Annotated in this window: 18 protein-coding genes and 1 riboswitch; of the genes, 8 read left to right on the top strand and 10 right to left on the bottom strand. The window is 69.7% G+C overall.

Annotation, left to right across the window (positions count from 1 at the left end):
- Positions 1–26 precede the first annotated feature (26 nt).
- Positions 27–1,415 (top strand): NAD(P)/FAD-dependent oxidoreductase, encoded by a 1,389-nt coding sequence (locus tag H7F30_RS02105; protein ID WP_187036398.1) that lies wholly within the window; start codon positions 27–29, stop codon positions 1,413–1,415.
- Positions 1,416–1,486: 71 nt separating this feature from the next.
- On the opposite strand, the gene H7F30_RS02100 is transcribed toward H7F30_RS02105, so the two are convergent.
- Positions 1,487–2,005 carry a hypothetical protein gene (locus H7F30_RS02100; protein WP_047310731.1) on the bottom strand — a complete coding sequence of 173 codons (519 nt, stop codon included), beginning with the start codon at positions 2,003–2,005 and terminating at the stop codon, positions 1,487–1,489.
- Between the two features lie 279 nt (positions 2,006–2,284).
- Here H7F30_RS02100 and H7F30_RS02095 point away from each other — a divergent pair, with 279 nt between their 5' ends.
- Complete coding sequence (locus H7F30_RS02095; protein WP_255464926.1) at positions 2,285–3,358, top strand: FUSC family protein; 1,074 nt, start codon at positions 2,285–2,287, stop codon at positions 3,356–3,358.
- Here the strand turns inward: H7F30_RS02095 and H7F30_RS02090 are convergent.
- Positions 3,343–3,546 (bottom strand): hypothetical protein, encoded by a 204-nt coding sequence (locus H7F30_RS02090; protein WP_047310729.1) that lies wholly within the window; start codon positions 3,544–3,546, stop codon positions 3,343–3,345. The two genes, H7F30_RS02095 and H7F30_RS02090, sit on opposite strands and share 16 nt — an antisense overlap.
- A gap of 146 nt (positions 3,547–3,692) precedes the next feature.
- Between H7F30_RS02090 and H7F30_RS02085 the strand changes: the two genes are divergently transcribed.
- Positions 3,693–4,154: a pyridoxamine 5'-phosphate oxidase family protein gene (locus H7F30_RS02085; RefSeq protein ID WP_187036394.1), complete on the top strand. Its 462-nt coding sequence runs from the start codon at positions 3,693–3,695 to the stop codon at positions 4,152–4,154.
- Here H7F30_RS02085 and H7F30_RS02080 read toward each other — a convergent pair.
- From H7F30_RS02080 to H7F30_RS02055, 6 genes are all read right to left on the bottom strand, one after another.
- Complete coding sequence (locus H7F30_RS02080; protein ID WP_052946823.1) at positions 4,151–4,621, bottom strand: hypothetical protein; 471 nt, start codon at positions 4,619–4,621, stop codon at positions 4,151–4,153. The genes H7F30_RS02085 and H7F30_RS02080 overlap by 4 nt on opposite strands.
- Entirely contained in the window at positions 4,614–5,528 is a 915-nt protein-coding gene (locus H7F30_RS02075) for a DUF692 domain-containing protein (RefSeq protein WP_255464925.1), read from the bottom strand. Before H7F30_RS02075 ends, H7F30_RS02080 begins: the two co-directional genes overlap by 8 nt.
- The gene (locus H7F30_RS02070) at positions 5,471–6,274 is read right to left on the bottom strand and encodes a hypothetical protein (RefSeq protein WP_187036393.1); all 804 of its coding nucleotides are present in this window, start codon (positions 6,272–6,274) and stop codon (positions 5,471–5,473) included. The genes H7F30_RS02075 and H7F30_RS02070 overlap by 58 nt, the downstream gene beginning before the upstream one ends.
- A gap of 29 nt (positions 6,275–6,303) precedes the next feature.
- Positions 6,304–6,717, bottom strand: a complete 414-nt coding sequence (locus tag H7F30_RS02065) for a hypothetical protein (RefSeq protein ID WP_187036391.1) — start codon at positions 6,715–6,717, stop codon at positions 6,304–6,306.
- 71 nt (positions 6,718–6,788) lie between these two features.
- Positions 6,789–7,697, bottom strand: coding sequence for a TIGR04222 domain-containing membrane protein (locus tag H7F30_RS02060; protein WP_187036389.1), 909 nt, complete (start codon positions 7,695–7,697; stop codon positions 6,789–6,791).
- A gap of 100 nt (positions 7,698–7,797) precedes the next feature.
- Positions 7,798–8,634, bottom strand: a complete 837-nt coding sequence (locus H7F30_RS02055; protein WP_187036387.1) for a uracil-DNA glycosylase — start codon at positions 8,632–8,634, stop codon at positions 7,798–7,800.
- 104 nt (positions 8,635–8,738) lie between these two features.
- On the opposite strand from H7F30_RS02055, the gene H7F30_RS02050 reads away from it, so the two are divergent.
- Positions 8,739–9,503 carry an ABC transporter permease gene (locus tag H7F30_RS02050; RefSeq protein ID WP_052946911.1) on the top strand — a complete coding sequence of 255 codons (765 nt, stop codon included), beginning with the start codon at positions 8,739–8,741 and terminating at the stop codon, positions 9,501–9,503.
- Positions 9,504–9,579: 76 nt separating this feature from the next.
- On the opposite strand, the gene H7F30_RS02045 is transcribed toward H7F30_RS02050, so the two are convergent.
- Complete coding sequence (locus H7F30_RS02045) at positions 9,580–9,759, bottom strand: hypothetical protein (protein ID WP_047310723.1); 180 nt, start codon at positions 9,757–9,759, stop codon at positions 9,580–9,582.
- Positions 9,760–10,006: 247 nt separating this feature from the next.
- Positions 10,007–11,482, bottom strand: coding sequence for a UDP-N-acetylmuramoyl-L-alanyl-D-glutamate--2,6-diaminopimelate ligase (locus H7F30_RS02040; RefSeq protein ID WP_187036384.1), 1,476 nt, complete (start codon positions 11,480–11,482; stop codon positions 10,007–10,009).
- Positions 11,483–11,834: 352 nt separating this feature from the next.
- Here H7F30_RS02040 and H7F30_RS02035 point away from each other — a divergent pair, with 352 nt between their 5' ends.
- The 4 genes from H7F30_RS02035 (at position 11,835) to H7F30_RS02020 (ending at position 14,953) form a co-directional block, all read left to right on the top strand.
- Complete coding sequence (locus H7F30_RS02035; protein ID WP_187036382.1) at positions 11,835–12,158, top strand: hypothetical protein; 324 nt, start codon at positions 11,835–11,837, stop codon at positions 12,156–12,158.
- Positions 12,159–12,328: 170 nt separating this feature from the next.
- A complete protein-coding gene (locus H7F30_RS02030; protein ID WP_187036380.1) occupies positions 12,329–12,991 on the top strand; it encodes an ABC transporter ATP-binding protein in 663 nt (220 codons plus the stop codon).
- Positions 12,984–14,426 (top strand): DUF6297 family protein, encoded by a 1,443-nt coding sequence (locus tag H7F30_RS02025; RefSeq protein WP_187036378.1) that lies wholly within the window; start codon positions 12,984–12,986, stop codon positions 14,424–14,426. Before H7F30_RS02030 ends, H7F30_RS02025 begins: the two co-directional genes overlap by 8 nt.
- 132 nt (positions 14,427–14,558) lie before the next feature.
- Positions 14,559–14,624: riboswitch (guanidine-III (ykkC-III) riboswitch) on the top strand.
- A 14-nt stretch (positions 14,625–14,638) separates the two neighbouring features.
- Positions 14,639–14,953, top strand: a complete 315-nt coding sequence (locus H7F30_RS02020; RefSeq protein ID WP_187036376.1) for a multidrug efflux SMR transporter — start codon at positions 14,639–14,641, stop codon at positions 14,951–14,953.
- The last annotated feature ends 57 nt before the right edge of the window (positions 14,954–15,010 follow it).

Here is a 15,010-nt window from a genome sequence, read left to right as displayed (position 1 = left end):
GCCTCGAACGGTTCTAGAGTGAAGGCATGCCTTTCTCGCAGAACACGAACGTTCGCCCCCGCATCCTCATCGTCGGCGGCGGATACCTCGGCTTCATCACGGCGAAGAAGCTCCTCGCGGGGCTGAACCAGGGTGAAGGTTCGGTGACGGTCGTCGACCCGAACCCCTACATGACCTACCAGCCCTTCCTCCCCGAGGTCGCGGCCGGTTCCATCGAGGCGCGTCACGCGCTCGTTCCGCTGCGCCGTCACCTCAAGGGTGCCGACATCATCACCGGCAAGGTGACGTCGATCGACCACGCGAACCGCACGGTCAACGTCGACCCCGAGCTCGGTGACGACTTCACGCTCGAGTACGACCACATCGTCATGGCCGCCGGCTCCGTGCCGCGCGCCCTGCCGATCCCCGGCCTCGCCGAGGAGGGCATCGGTTTCAAGACGATCGAGGAAGCCGTCACGCTGCGTGACCACGTCCTCGCGCGCCTCGACGAGGCTGCCGTCCTCACCGACCCCGAGGAGCGCAAGCGTGCGCTGACGTTCGTCTTCGTCGGCGGCGGGTTCGCCGGCATCGAGGCGATCGCCGAGATCCAGGACATGGTGAAGGACGCCATCAAGCACTACACGCGCCTGTCGCCCGAAGACCCGCGCTTCGTGCTCGTCGAGGCCATGAGCCGCGTCATGCCCGAGGTCAGCGAGGAGCAGGCGAAGTGGGTCGTCGCCTCCCTGCGCGAGCGCGGCGTCGACGTCTACCTCGACACGCAGCTCAAGAGCTGCGAGAACAAGCACATCGTGTTGTCGACCGGCGAGGAGTTCGACGCCGACACCATCGTGTGGAACGCGGGCGTCAAGGCGAACCCGGTGCTCGTCGACTCCGACCTGCCGATCGACGACCGTGGCCGCCTCACGGTCGGCACCGACCTGCGCGTGCGTGACGACGACGGCAACGTCGTCGAGGGCGCTTGGGGCGCGGGCGACAACGCGGCCGTTCCCGACGTCACGGGCATGGGCCCCGGCGGCTTCTGCGTGCCGAACGCTCAGCACGCGCTGCGTCACGCGCCGGTGCTCGCGAGCAACATCCTCACCGTCATCCGCGGGGGCGGCGAGCTCAAGCAGTACAAGCACAAGACGATCGGCTCGGTCGCCGGTCTCGGTGTCGGTAAGGGTGTGGCCCAGGTCGGCAAGTTCGGTCTGCGCGGTCTGCCGGCGTGGATGATGCACCGCGGTTACCACGCGTACGCGATGCCGACGTTCGAGCGCAAGGCGCGCATCCTCGGTAACTGGGCCGTCGGTCTCATGTTCGGCCGCGACGCCAGCGCGCTCATGGATCTCGAGTCGCCGCGTCACGCGTTCGTCGACGCCGCCAACTCGAAGCCGGCGCCGAAGAAGGAGTCGAAGGGAGAGCCCGCGAAGAGCTGACCCTCGCCCATGACGAAGGGGTGCCCCACCGAATCGGTGGGGCACCCCTTCGTCATGAGTGACGCTGTGGATCAGTCGCGGTAGTGGCGACCGTCCGTGCCGGCGTCACGCACGTCAGCGTCTCGCACGTCACTGTGCGCGCCGCGCTGCGGCTCGGTGCCGCGCACGTAGTTGGCGTCCGTGCGGTGGTCGTCCTCGGAGCGGGCGACGTCACGCTCGGCGACGCGCTGGCGGGCCTCGGCGGTCTCACGCTGGTGGGCTTCGGCGTCACGCTCGTCACGCAGGGCGTCGCGGTCGCGCTCGGCGGCGAGACGGTCCTTCTCGTGAAGCTTGTGCTCCTTCTCCAGCGTCTTGCGCTCGCGACGCTTGCGCATGCCGCGCTTCGTGCCGGCGGCGATGAGGCGCGTGGCGGCCCACACGAGCAGCAGCGCGAGGGCGCCGAGCAGGAACAGGGTGAGGGGGCTGAGGTCGGCGGTGATGCCGAAGCCGTCGAAGTGGATCTTGTTGTTGCCTGCGTCGTTGAGTCCGAAGATGACCCACAGGACGAGGGCAGCGGCTGCGATGAGCAGCACGATGGCGAGTGCGAACATGTTCAAACTCCTCGGGTGGCGTGTTGCGGTCAGGGAGGTTTCTCGGATGCGGCCACCACTACTTGCTCACGAGATTAGCCCGCCGGATTGCCCGAATCCACCTTCGCGGTGTGGTACCGATCGCCTGTCGCGTGGATAGCCCCCGCCGGGGCGCCCAGGTCGAACGCCCAACTGCGCGAGGAACATTCGCGCGTCGACGCCGTCAGGATGAGCAACATCACGGGCCGCGAGGGTGCTCGCGATGAGGTGTGCGGCTCATGTGCGGCGTACCGTCGAGCGGTGGCCTCCCAGCGTTCGAACTCCGGTTTTCTCACCGATTTCTTCACCGTCGGGCCCCACGCCGGAGCGCACCGTGTCGCGGTTCGCGCGGCCGTCTCCGTCTTCGTCCCGCTGCTCGTGCTCGTCGTCCTCGACCGTCCGCAGTGGACGATGTTCGCCGCCTTCGGAGCCTTCACCTCGTTGTACGCGCGAGGGCAGCAGCACGCCCGGCGCGCGGGGGAACAGATCGTCGTCGGCAGCGTCCTGACCGTGCTCGTCACCGCAGGCACCGCCCTTTCGCTCATGCCCCAACGCGAACTCGCCGTCATCCTCGGCGGCACGCTCGTGGCCGGCGCGACCTCCCTGCTCTCCGACGGGATGCGTTGGCACCCGCCCGGCCCGCTGTTCCCGGTCTTCGCCTTCACGGCCGTGACGTCGTTGCCGCACGACCCGCGCAACGTGCCGGTCGCCTTCGCCGTGGCGGCGCTCGCGGCGGCGTTCTCCGTCGTCGTCAGTCAGGTGGGCCGGGTGCGTGTCGAATCGTCGCGCGGCGGCGCTGACGGTGCGAAGAAGGTCGTCCTCCCGCGCTTCGATCTCGCGCAGGTTCTGAGCGTTGAGGCGAACCGTCGGCGGGCCATGTTGTTCGCCGGGGGAGCCCTCGTCGCGGGCCTCGTCGGCGCAGTCGTCGGTTCGCTCTACGGCAGCACGCACGCGTACTGGGCCGTGGTGGCCGTCGTCGCGGGGCTGACGGGAGCCACGCGTCGCGCCCGCCTCACGCGTGGGCTGCACCGCCTCATCGGCACCTTCGCCGGTGTGGGCCTCGCCGCGCTCATCCTGCCGCTGTACCCCCGGGGCGTCGTGGCGGTGCTCGCACTCACCGTGCTCCAAGCCGCGGCGGAATTGTTCGTGGGTCGTAACTACGGCATCGCGTTGATCTTCGTCACGCCACTCGCCCTGCTCATGGGGCAGTTGGGGCACGAGGTGGCCGTCGGACCGCTGCTGTTCGATCGTGCCGCCGAGACCGCCGTCGGCTGCGTCGTCGCGATGCTCCTGCTCTACGCCACGCGGGTTCGCGCGCGTCAGAGCGGGCGGTAGGGCGGCTTCGGACGCTGACGACGGTCGGTGAGTTCACTCGTGTCGTCGGGGATGCGCACGTGGCTGATGTCGCCGAAGTAGCGCTCGCGCTGCTGGCGCTGCACCTGATTGTTGACGCGCACGATGAAGACGACGATGAGCGCCATGACGACGACCGAGGCGATCATCAGGCCGATGGCTGCGTTCACGTGGGCACCTCCTCGCGGCTGACCTTTCGAGAGTAGCCCAGGGAAGGGACGAAGGGCCTGGGGCCGAAGGTCCCCACCGCGCCCGCAGGCAGGGCAGGCTGGAGGTGCGGGGCGCACCAGCCCCCGCCGTAGCACCAGGAGGAGCCATGCCCGAGTTCGCGGAACCGCGTGACGTCGTCCACCCGCTCGACGAGAAGGAGTGCTGGGAGTTTCTCGGCCGCCACGAGTTCGGCCGCCTTGCCTACACGCTCGTGGGCGACGTGCAGATCGTGCCGATCAACTACGTCTCCGACCACGAGGCCGTCTACTTCCGCACCGCAGAGGGCAGCAAGCTGCTCGGCGTGACGATGAACGACGCCGTCGCGTTCGAGGTCGACGACCTCGTGGCTGCGCCGGACGGCAGGCGCGACGCCGAGGCGTGCAGCGTCGTCGTCCACGGCAAGGCCGAGGTGCTCGGGGGCCAGGACAAGGCACGCGCCGAACAGCTTCCGCTGCGCCCGTGGGTGCCCACGCAGAAGCACACGATCGTGCGTATTGCCGTCTCGGAGATCAGCGGGCGCCGCTTCGACCTGTCGAAGCCGTGGGAGCACATGAGCACGCGCGGCTAGGACGTGCGCGGTCGGCCGATCGTGTGAACGCGGTTGCCCGTGCGCACGAGACGGCCGCCGGGGAAGCGGGCGCTCGCGATCCGTGACGTCCGCCGCTGAGGTGGGGTGTCGTCATCGGACCAGACCCACCAGAGGCGTGCCTCGGCGAGTTCGAGAGCGCCGGCCAGGGGGAGGTCGCCGCGCGCTTCGAGCCATGTGGCGAACGCGTACCCGTCGTTGCGCATGCCGCGGGTCGGGCGGTGCTCGGCGAACTCGGCGAAGAGCGGTCGCAGGTGCTCGCCGAGTGACGCGGCGAGGATCGGCCACGCGTAGTGCAGTTCGCGCGCCCGCTTGTCGAGCAGTGCGCGGCGTGCGACGTCGACGTTGAACGCCGCGAAGCCGTCGGGGATGGCGGCCGTTCCGGTGACGGCGTCGAGCACCTGCCGCTGACGGGCGGCGAGCGAGGCGTTGACGTCCGGCTCAGACACCGACCGACACCTGGGTGCTGACGCGCGGCATGCGGGCGGCGTCGGCGATGGCGTCGAGCTCGCCGAGCAGTTCGCTCGCAGGCGGGTAGTTGCCGTCGCGTTCGAGCATCGCGGCGGGCAACTGCGTGTGCGTCGACAGCTCTGCGATGAGGGCGAGCACCTCCGGCTCGACGCGGTGGGCGTGGGTGTCGTGGTAGATGCCCTCGTTCTCCACGCCGCCGGCGACGTGCATGTACGCGAGGCGCTCCAGCGGCATGGCCCGGGCCTGCTCGAGGGCGCCCCAGCCGTGGTTGCGCGCGTTCGCGTAGACGTTGGCGATGTCGAGCAGCAGCATCGCATCGGTGCGTTCGACGATCTCGGTGACGAACTGCGCCTCGGTCAGCTCGTCCTCGGGCCACGTGAAGACGGCCGCGATGGGTTCGAGGGCGATCGGGACGTCGAGCTCGGCCTGCACGCGCTTGACGTTGGCGACCATGACGTCGGCCGCCTCCCGCGTGCGCGGCAGCGGCAGGAGGTGTCCGGCCTCGACGCCTCCGGAGCGCACGAACGCGATGTGCTCGCTGACGAGCGGCGCCCCTGTGATGCGGGCGGCATCGGCGAAGTGGGCGATGCGGTGCTCGTCGAGTCCTTCGGCGTCGCCGAGGCCGAGGCGCACGCCGTGCGGGATGACGGTGACACCGTCGTCACGCAGCCGACGCAGGGCCGGTGGCATACCGTGCATGACGCCCTCGGCGACGACCTCGATCCAGCGCAGGTCCGGCATCCCCGCGAGCAGGGGCGCGATCTCCTGACGCCAGCCGATGCCGACGCCGGAGGGCATGGGCAGGCGCGTGGTGGACGGCGTCGTCGTCATGACGAGCACCCGCCGCCGCAGGAGGAACCGCCGCCACAGCTGCTGGAACTGCACGACCCGGAGTTGCACGAACCGCCCGAACCGCAGGTGTAGCCGCCGCTGCACCACGCGTCATCGGTGTCGTTGCTGTCGGACGACGACGAGCATGAGTAGCCGCCGCTGCCGTTCCCGCCGGCCCAGCGCTGGGCCTGCATCATCGGGTCGTCGAAGTCGACGAGCGGCCAGCCGAGGACGGCCGCTGCGGGGAAGGCAAGCAGGAGCGGGCGGGTGCCGAACGCGGCCACCCGCGAACCGAGTGGCGCCGTCTCGCTGGTTTCCGCACGCGCCTGCTGAAGGGCGGCGATGCCCTGCTTCGTGCGGCGCTCACGTTTGGCCGGTTGGCGGCGGATGACGAAGACGGTTCCGGCGCCGACAGCAAGGAGCACGAGGAAGATGACGACTCCGGGTACCTGCAGCACGGACAACACGATGAAGAGGAAGGCGCCCACGGCCAGCCCCTCGGTGACGCGCTGGCCACCCTGCTGCCGCTTCGGCGGGTGCAGGAGGCCCCGGCGCACACAGTCACGCTGGAGGAGGTCGAGCTGGGCGACGACGTCGGGGTCCTGTTCGACACGCGGCGCGCCGTTGTGGACGGCGCGGTGGATGGCTCGCTGCAGGTCCGTCATGCCGGGAACGGTGGCCCCCGCGGAGACGGTGTGGCCGTCGCTGCGCAGGGCGCCGCGTTCGAGCAGGTCTGCGGTGCCAGCCTGAACGGCGGCGATGCGGCCGTTCAGCATCGCGATGTGCTCAGGTGTGATCATCACGTCCCTCCCCAGGTCTGATGGCGCCATCATCCACCACAACCACCTCCGCAGCCGCCACCGCACGACGATCCCGAGCCTCCCGAGTCGCCGCCGCCGGAGCCGTCGCTCGCCACGGAGCCGTACACCTGTTTCGGGAGGGCGATCGTTTCCGCGAAGGCCGGAGCCGCGACGAAGAGGGCAGCCGTGCCGAAGAGTCCGACGGCAAGCCCGAGGTCGCGCGGTGCCGGCGCCTCGGTGCCGACCTTCGTCATGCGGTCGCGCCGGAAGGTGAAATTCAGGGCGAGGGCAACGGCGAAGGCGATCAGTTCCGCAACGAGATAGCCGACGGGCCTGCCGCGCCCGAGCCAGACGACGAGGCGCACCGTGCCGAGGGCGAACCACGCGACGAGCCCGGCGTAGGAGAGGATCCAACCGTGCTGCTGACGCCGGGTGGCGATCAACTCCGTCGGATTCTGTAGACATCGCGCGGCGTATGTGACGCCGAACGTCTACAGAATCGGCCTGCAGGGTGTCAGCCGCCGCATCCACTGCGACAGCCTCCGCTGCTGCAGGACGAACTCGTGTACGACGACCCGCTGCTGCCGGCGGTGGGGATGGCGCCGTAGGTGGTGTGCTCGATACCGAACGCGGACGCCGCGGCGGGGTGGGCGAGGATGAGCGCGGAGGTGCCGAAGAGGGCCACCGAGAGGCCGATGTCGCGCCCGGCGCCCCCGACGTACCCGCCCTTGCGCGTGGCCTTCGAGATGACGAGGTCGGGGTTGGCCTTCGCCTTCTCGGTGATCAACCGCTGACCCGCCCGTGTGAGGTGCCGTGGTTCGCCGTAGGCGGCCATGGTGAACAGAGCGGCGAAGAACAGAGCGGCGAGGAGGTAGAGGATCGGCTTGCCGTTGTTCAGGCCCGCGACGAGCCGCGCGACGCCGAGCGCGATCACCGCCGTCATGACGAGGGGCAGTCCCCAGGCAAGACGTTCGCGGGCAGGGGTCGTGAGAACACCGAGGCGTTCGAGGTGGCCGCGCATCGTCGCCATCTCGCGCACGACCGTCGGGTCGGCGAGGAGCTGCTTCGTCGTCGGCTGGTGGGTACCGGCATTCGCAACCGCAGTGAGGACCGCCCCGTGGAACGGGGTGCGAAGGGGGCGTTCACCGCGCCCGGCCGGCGCGCACCGTCCGGGCGTGCCGACCAACCAGCCGTCGCTGAGCAGGTCGGCGATCGCAGCGTTCACTGCGGCCTCCGGCCGTCGCATGAGGCCCCATTCGGGTGAACTCAACGAGTCGAGAGGGATGCCGAGGTCCTTGGGCCCGCGTTGCTGCGGCGCGAAGATCCAGCGGGCGATGAGGTAGCCCGCGAACGTGAGAATGACGTAGCCGATGAGGAAGTTCGGGCCGGAAATCCCCCACGTCTCGCCAGCTGTGCTTGTCACGACGTCACGATATCCAGTCACAGCCCTTCGACGTGGCGATCCGCTGGGAGGTTTCCTGCGGATTCTGTCGACGTTGCGCGTCGCATATGACGCCGAACGTCTACAGAATCGGGTCGTGGAGCCGCGCGAGCACCGCGTCGAGCATGTCCTCGGTGAGCACTCCGGTCTGGGTGTTGCGCTGGCTCACGTGGTAGCACCCGAGCAGCTTGATCGGGCGTCCCTTCGCCGTGCGTAGCTCCACCTCGGCGCCGTGGCCGAAGCGGGGGGCGGGGCGCGGCACCTCCCAGCCGAGGCGCCGCGCGACGCCGAGCGTCTGCGTCCACGCGATACCGCCGAGCGTGACGACCGTGCGCAACCCCGGCTCGAGCAACTGCAGCTCACGCACGAGCCAGGTGGAACAGGTGGCCTTCTCCACGCTCGTCGGTACGTTGTCCGGCGGCGCGCAGTGCACCGGGGAGGTGATGCGGACGCCGTCGAGTTCCAGTGCGTCACCGGCGTGTTTGCTCACCGGCTGCGATGCGATGCCCACCCGGTGCAGGCTCGCGAAGAGCCACTCGCCGCTGCGGTCGCCGGTGAACATCCGGCCCGTGCGGTTGGCGCCGTTGGCTGCCGGGGCCAGGCCGACGATCAGGCCGTGGGGGTTGGTGCTGCCGAAGGCCGCCACCGGCCGTCCCCAGTAGGGCTCGCCCGCGAACGCTGCCCGCTTGTCGCGCGCCACCGATTTGCGCCATGCGACGAGCCGCGGGCAGGCGCGGCACACCGTCACCCGGGCGTCCAGCTGCTCCAGGGAACGCGACGACGCTGCGAGCCGCTCGACGTCGTCCGAACTGCGCGCGACGCGGGTGCGCGGTCGAGCGGGGTCGGCCGGCCATCCCGTGCCCGGCGGCACGGGGGAGGCGAACGGCTCGCCGGTGCCCGGGTGGGGCAGCGTCGTCATGGGCGTCTCCTCTGCGTTCGTCACAAGCCGCCGAACCGGCCATGGGGCGTCTGCACAGTCTCGCCTCACTGGCCGACGGGGGCGAACGCGGGCAGACTGCACGGGTGACAACAGGTTTCGGCTGGCACGTCGTCGTCGCGATCGTGTGCCTGCTCCTCATGATCCAGGTCGGCTACCGGATGTCCGGTGTCCGCCTGTCGCGCACATCGCTTATCGCAGTGGCCCGCGCCGCCGTGCAGTTGACGCTAGCCGCGCTGCTCATCACGGGCGTCGTGAAGTACCTCTGGGCGTCCATCGCTGCGGTTGTCGCGATGTTCCTCGTCGCCGTCCTCACGACGACGAAACGCTCCGGAGCCACCGATCATCGCGCCCGCGTGGCCGCGGCCATCGCCATGGCGTCAGGGCTGCTTCCCGTGCTCGTCATCGTCGCGGCGGCCGGCGTCGTGCCGCTCAAGGGCGAGTCGATCATCCCCACCGCGGGCATCGTCATCGGCAACGTCATGAGCGTGCACACGCTCGTTTCGCGTCGCGCCTTCGACGGCCTGCGCGAGGAGAAGAACCAGTACGAGGCGGGCCTCTCGATTGGTCTGCTGCCCAAGGACGCGATCGCGCTCGTCATCGAACGGCGCCTGCCCGAGTCGCTCATCCCCGTGCTCGACCAGACCCGGACGGCCGGCATGGTGACGTTGCCCGGCGCCTTCATCGGCGTCATGCTCGGTGGCGGTTCGGCCGTTCAGGCCGCGACGGCGCAGGTTGTCGTGTCGACGTCGATCCTCGCGGCTCAGGCCGTGACGTCGGCCGTCGAGCAGAAGATGATCTGCGCGCGCCGCCTCTTGCCGCCTGAGCTGCGCGAGTCGCTCCTCGACTGACGCCCCCGTCTACAGACAGAGCGAGACCCCGTCACACCGCGAAGGTGTGACGGGGTCTCGCGATGATCGCGAACGATCAGTGGCTCGTGGCGAGGCGACCGTAGTAGGCCGGGATGCTCTCGCGGCGCTCCTTGCGCACCGGGCGGTTCGCGGCGAAGAACTGCGTGCCCCAGGTGGCGAGGGTGGCGACGAAGGCGATGATGCCGAGGGCGCTGATCGTCATGAGGATCCAGAAGACGGTGTTGAGGTTGTCCATGATGTTCTCCTTCGAAAGTCGTGTGCGCGAGGTGTTGAGACAGGCGCTGGAGGCTTTCCCACATCTGCTTTCTACATCTGGTAGTGCCTCGATGTCTTCGACACTACGCCTGTAGTGAATCGGGTGCAAGTCGAGGCGGTGTCTCGTGCATCACGTTCATGGAAACCCGATATTTCAGGGCACAGGACGACGAAGGGCCGGCCCGCGCTCCTGCGCGGGACCGGCCCTTCGTGGTCGTTCTCGGATGTCAGCTCTCGGCGAGCAGCTCCGTGACGACGGTCGTGTCGTGGAAATCGACGTCGCCGTCGGGCAGGTGCTGGACGCGCTCGTGGCCCTTACCCGCGACGACGACGATGTCGCCCGGGCGAGCCTGCGCCAGCGCCTGGCGGATCGCCTCGCGGCGGTCGAGCACGACCGTCGTGTCAGCCGCGTCGGCGCCGGCCATGACCTCGTCCGCGATGGCCTGCGGATCCTCGTCGTAGGTGTCGTCGTTCGTGATGATGTTGACGTTGGCCAGGCGGCTCGCGACCTCACCCATCTTGGGGCGCTTGGCCGGGTCGCGGCGCCCCGCTGCGCCGTAGACGCAGATGACGCGGCCCTCGGGGGAGATGACGTCGCGCGCCACGTCGAGCACGAGCTCGAGGCCAACCTCGGTGTGGGCATAGTCGACGACGACCTCGAAGCCCTTGTCGGTGGCCGCGGCCACGCGCTCGAAGCGGCCGGGAACCTGGCCCATGTTCTTCACGGCGTCGACGAGCGTGTCGAGCGGCATGCCCATCTCGAGGGCGATCGCGGAGGCGCCGGCGACGTTGTGCACGTTGTAGTCGCCGAGCAGCGGCATCTGCAGCTCGATGCGTCCCGGCGCTTCGCGGCCGTCGAGGAACGTGGCGGGCGTCGTCAGGGTGAAGGCGGTGCCGCCTTCGCTGGGGCGGGCGTCGCTGATGCGGTAGTCGGCCTTCTCGCTCACGCCGAAGCCGAGCGTGCCGGGCACCTCGGTGACGATGCGGGCGCCGTAGGCGTCGTCCACGTTCGTGAGCTTGGGGCCCTCGGTCCACTCGAAGAGGCGGCGTTTGGTGAGGAAGTAGTCCTCCATCGTGCCGTGCAGGTCGATGTGGTCGCGCGTGAGGTTCGTGAACAGCGCTGCGGCGTAGCGGGTTCCGGCCACGCGCTGGAGGTGGATGCCGTGTGAACTCGTCTCGAGGACGACGTGCTGCACGCCTGCGTCCCGCATGCGCGCGAGGTTGCCCTGCACCTGCGGCGCCTCGCCCGTGGTGCGCACGGCAGGCTCGCGGTGGGTGCCGACGACGATCTCCGCCGTCGTCAGGAGGCCCGTGTGCTCCTCGCCGTACGCGGCGGAAAGGATGCCGTGCAGGACGTAGCTGCTCGTTGTCTTGCCGTTCGTTCCCGTGATGCCGTAGACGACGACGTCGTGGCTCGGGTGGCCGGCCGTCGCCGTCGCGAGGGCGGCCAGGGCAGCGCGCGCGTCGGGCACGACGGCGGTGGGTGCGCCGTCGACGTCACGCTCGGCGACGACGAGTGAGACACCGTTGGCCATGGCCTGCGGCACGAACGTCACGCCGTCGACGGTGAACCCGGGGACGGCGACGAACGCTCCACCGGGGCCCGCGGCGCGAGAGTCGTGGGTGACGGCGTCGATGCCGTCGACACCGTCGGGGATCGACGTGCCGAGGATCGTCTCGAGTTCTGCGCGGGTCACAAACACCGTCCGAGATTAACAACGCGGAATCTCGCCTGGACGGACGCCGCGCGGGCGTACGCGGAGCGGCGCGGGCATTGATCGTCACTGACGGAGGAACGGTTCGTCGACGCCGAACGTCTCAGAGGCAATGCCCCGAGGAGCCCACCATGAATGCGTATGAGCCCAACCATCAGTACCGCCGCAGTATCCGCGCTACCCCCACCAGCAGGCGTACGGACAGCACCCTTACCCGTACCCGGGAGCGCAGCCGTACCCGGGCGCTGGGCCGTTGGCTCATCCCGGCTTTGTCGCCCCACCTCAGGGGCCTGACGGTGGTACACGATTCGCCCGCGGAGTCGGCTACTTTCTCGTCTGGGTGCTCGCTCAGGTTGTCGGCATCTTCGGTCTCTACACCGCGCTGGACTGGTTGCCGGACGACGTGGTCAGCGACCACGGTGGCGGCCTCGGCTGGCTGGCCTTCGTCGCCTTCATGGCTGCGCTGCCCCTCGCCGGTATCGGCCTGGTCGCCGCCATCGTCGTGGCAGCGGCGGCCCGACGTTCACACATGGTTGGTTTGCCCTCGTCTCGTTCGGCATCCTCGTGCCGTTGCACGTGCTCCCGCCGCTCCTGCTCAGCTGAACATCCGCCGCTCCCCGAGGTGACGCGCCGCATCCGAGATCATTCGGCCGAAGACGAGTAGTTTCACGCTCGTTCGTCGAGTCGTGGATCGACAGGGTAGGTCGTCCCTGGATGGCTCTGGTGGCGACGCCTGCTGGCCGTTGTTGACCTGATCTGTGCCGGGCCACAGCCTGGGTGCGGATGCGGGTGGCATCCCCGTGACAGGCTGGCCCCATACCTGTCAGGGAGGGAATGGCTGTGCTTGAGGTCGAGTCGTTGCGACGTGCGTTCGGTGGCGTCACCGTCGTCGACGATCTGACGTTCACCCTCGCCGAGGGTGAGGTCTTCGCACTCGTCGGCGCCAACGGTGCGGGCAAGACGACGACGCTGCGGTGCATCGTCGGGCTCGACGAGCGTGACGGCGGCTCGGTCCGTTGGGGCGGTGCCTCGCTCGACGAACGTGAGCCGGCCACCCGGCGCGACGTGTGCGCCCTCCTCGACGACACGGCCTGGTTCCCCGACCTCACGGTCGCCGAACACCTGGCCCTCATCGCCCGAGCACACGGAGAAGAGGCGCACGTCATCGTCGACGCCCTCGACGCTCTCGGCCTCGCCGATCTGGGCGATCGGATGCCGGCGACGTTGAGCTCCGGCCAGACCCAACGCCTGCGCCTCGCGCAGGCTCTCGTACGGCCGTGGCGGTTGCTTGTCCTCGACGAACCCGAGCAGCGCCTCGACGTCGACGGTCGCGAGTGGCTCGGTCACTACCTGAGGGCCTGCGCCGACGAGGGCCGTGCCGTCCTCATGGCGAGCCACGACCGCACACTGTGCGATCTCGCCGGGGCGCGCCTTCTCGATGTCGAGGCTGCGGGTGAACCCACGATCGAAGGCGTGGTCGAAGACACCGATGGCTGAGTCCGACGTCCTGCGCGACGCCCGGGCCCGAAGTCGGGAGACCCGAACGACCACGTGGACCCTCGTGTACGGCGGGGTCCTCCTCGTCGCCATGATCTGCGCGATGGCGCTCGCAGTGGTCCACGAGGCAGCCGGATCGCTCACCGCAGGAGCGTCGTGGCTGCCGTACGCCGTCGCCCTCGCGTGGAGTGCCGGCCTGCTCGTGGCCTGCCTGACGTTCGGCCCCGCTCACGCCCCGCCTGCGACGGCCGTGTGGCTGCTGCCGTCACCGATCGACAGGGTTTCGTTGCTCAGGCGTGCCCTTGCCGTGACGCTCGTGCTCGCCGCGGCCCTCGGTGCGCTCGGTGGTCTGACGACGGCGCTCGTGAGCGGCGCAGAAGACAAGGTCGTCGCGCTCGTTCCGCTGGGCGGTCTCGTCGGAGTGGCCCTCCACCAGCTGGCGCTCCGGACGCAGGCGCGAGGATCTGTGCGCGTGGTCCGAACGGGCGCGGCGCTGACGGCGGCAGCTGTGGCGCTCGTCATCACGTCCGGGCGCCGTGCCGGGATGACATGGGGCATCGCGGGCTTCGCGCCGTGGGTCGCCGGGGCGGCGGCGATCGTTGCTGCTGCGGTCATTCTTGTGTCGCTGTTCCGGTGGCCGACATGGCTGCGCAGGGTGAGCGCACCGAGCTTGCGTACGGCGGGCGACGTCGTGGACACCGCAATGAGGGGCGCGGTCATGCTCGACCCGAGCGCCTTCGCGGTGCGCGACGCCCGACGGGCGGGCCGCCGTCGGGGCCGTGCCACGAGCGTCGGCGTAGTTCGGTTCCGGCACGGCTCGGCCGTACTCGACTTCGTCGCCCGGGACGCCGTGGCCGCTCTTCGGCGCGGAGGAACGCTGCTCGCCAAGGCCTCCTGGATGCTCGGAGTCTGGGCGTTCGGGGCGATCTTCGCGCCTGAGTTCGGGCATCGTCCCAGCGTGGTCGTGGCGGCCGTCGTCGTCTGGGGTGCGGTCGCGGCGGCCGGGCAGGGTCTCGCGACGTGGCTCGGCTCGTCGTCGTTGTGGCGCCTCGTCCCCACGCGCCCGCAGGCGGTGACGGCGGCGCTCGCCGTCACTCCGCTCGTCGTCGGCTGGATCGTTGCGACGGCGGCGCTCGCCGGAGCCGGGGTCGGCGCTGCCGACGCCCTCGCGTGGGGTGTGTTGCTCTCGGCCGCGAGCGTGGCCGGCGTGGCGCGCCGCACCGACCCGCCACCGGTGAAATTCGGCAACGCCGTCAGCACGCCGATGGGCGATCTCGAGCTCGGCCTCACCGCGGCCCTCCTGCATGGCCCGGATGTCGTCGCACTGTGCCTCGTCATCGGCATGATCGCCGGGCCGTACGCCGGGTGCCTCGCGGCCGTCGGATGGATGGTCCGTGTCGTCGTCACGGCCAAGCCGGGCGGCAAGCGACGCTGAGTCCTCCTGTGTCGAGGTGTGAGCTCTGGCCCGGTCTGTGACCGGCGCAGCTCACAGGTCGGGCCGCACCTCACGAACCGGGCCGGAGCTCACACCGCGTTGGCCCGCCGTCACGGGGTTTGAGAGGCTGGAGGTGACCCCGCGATCGTCGGGGCCCGGACGAGGGAGCCGTACCCGGAACGCGACAAGACGGCCATCGGGAGTGATGAACGATGGCATGGGTGATTCTCGTGGTTTCCGGTGCGATGGAAGCGGTCTGGGCGACAGCACTCGGCAAGTCGGAGGGCTTCTCGAAGCTCGGCCCGAGCGTCGTGTTCGTCATCGGATGCGCGCTGAGCATGTTCGGCCTGGCGGTGGCGATGAAGTCGTTGCCGGTGGGCACCGCGTACGCCGTGTGGGTCGGCATCGGCGCCGTGCTCACCGTGGCCTACGCCATGGCGACGGGCGACGAGCCCGTGTCGATCGCCAAGATCGTGCTGCTGCTCGGCATCATCGGCTGCGTCATCGGCCTCAAGGTGCTCCACTGAGCCCTGCGTGATCTGGCGCCTCATCTGTGAGCAACGGCCCGGTCTGTGAGCAGCGCT

This window comes from Dermacoccus sp. PAMC28757, from assembly GCF_014302635.1.
In the GTDB taxonomy this organism is placed as follows: Bacteria; Actinomycetota; Actinomycetes; order Actinomycetales; family Dermatophilaceae; genus Dermacoccus; species Dermacoccus abyssi.
The sequence above is the reverse complement of the archived record's forward strand: the minus strand, read 5'-3'. Positions and strand labels throughout refer to the sequence as shown.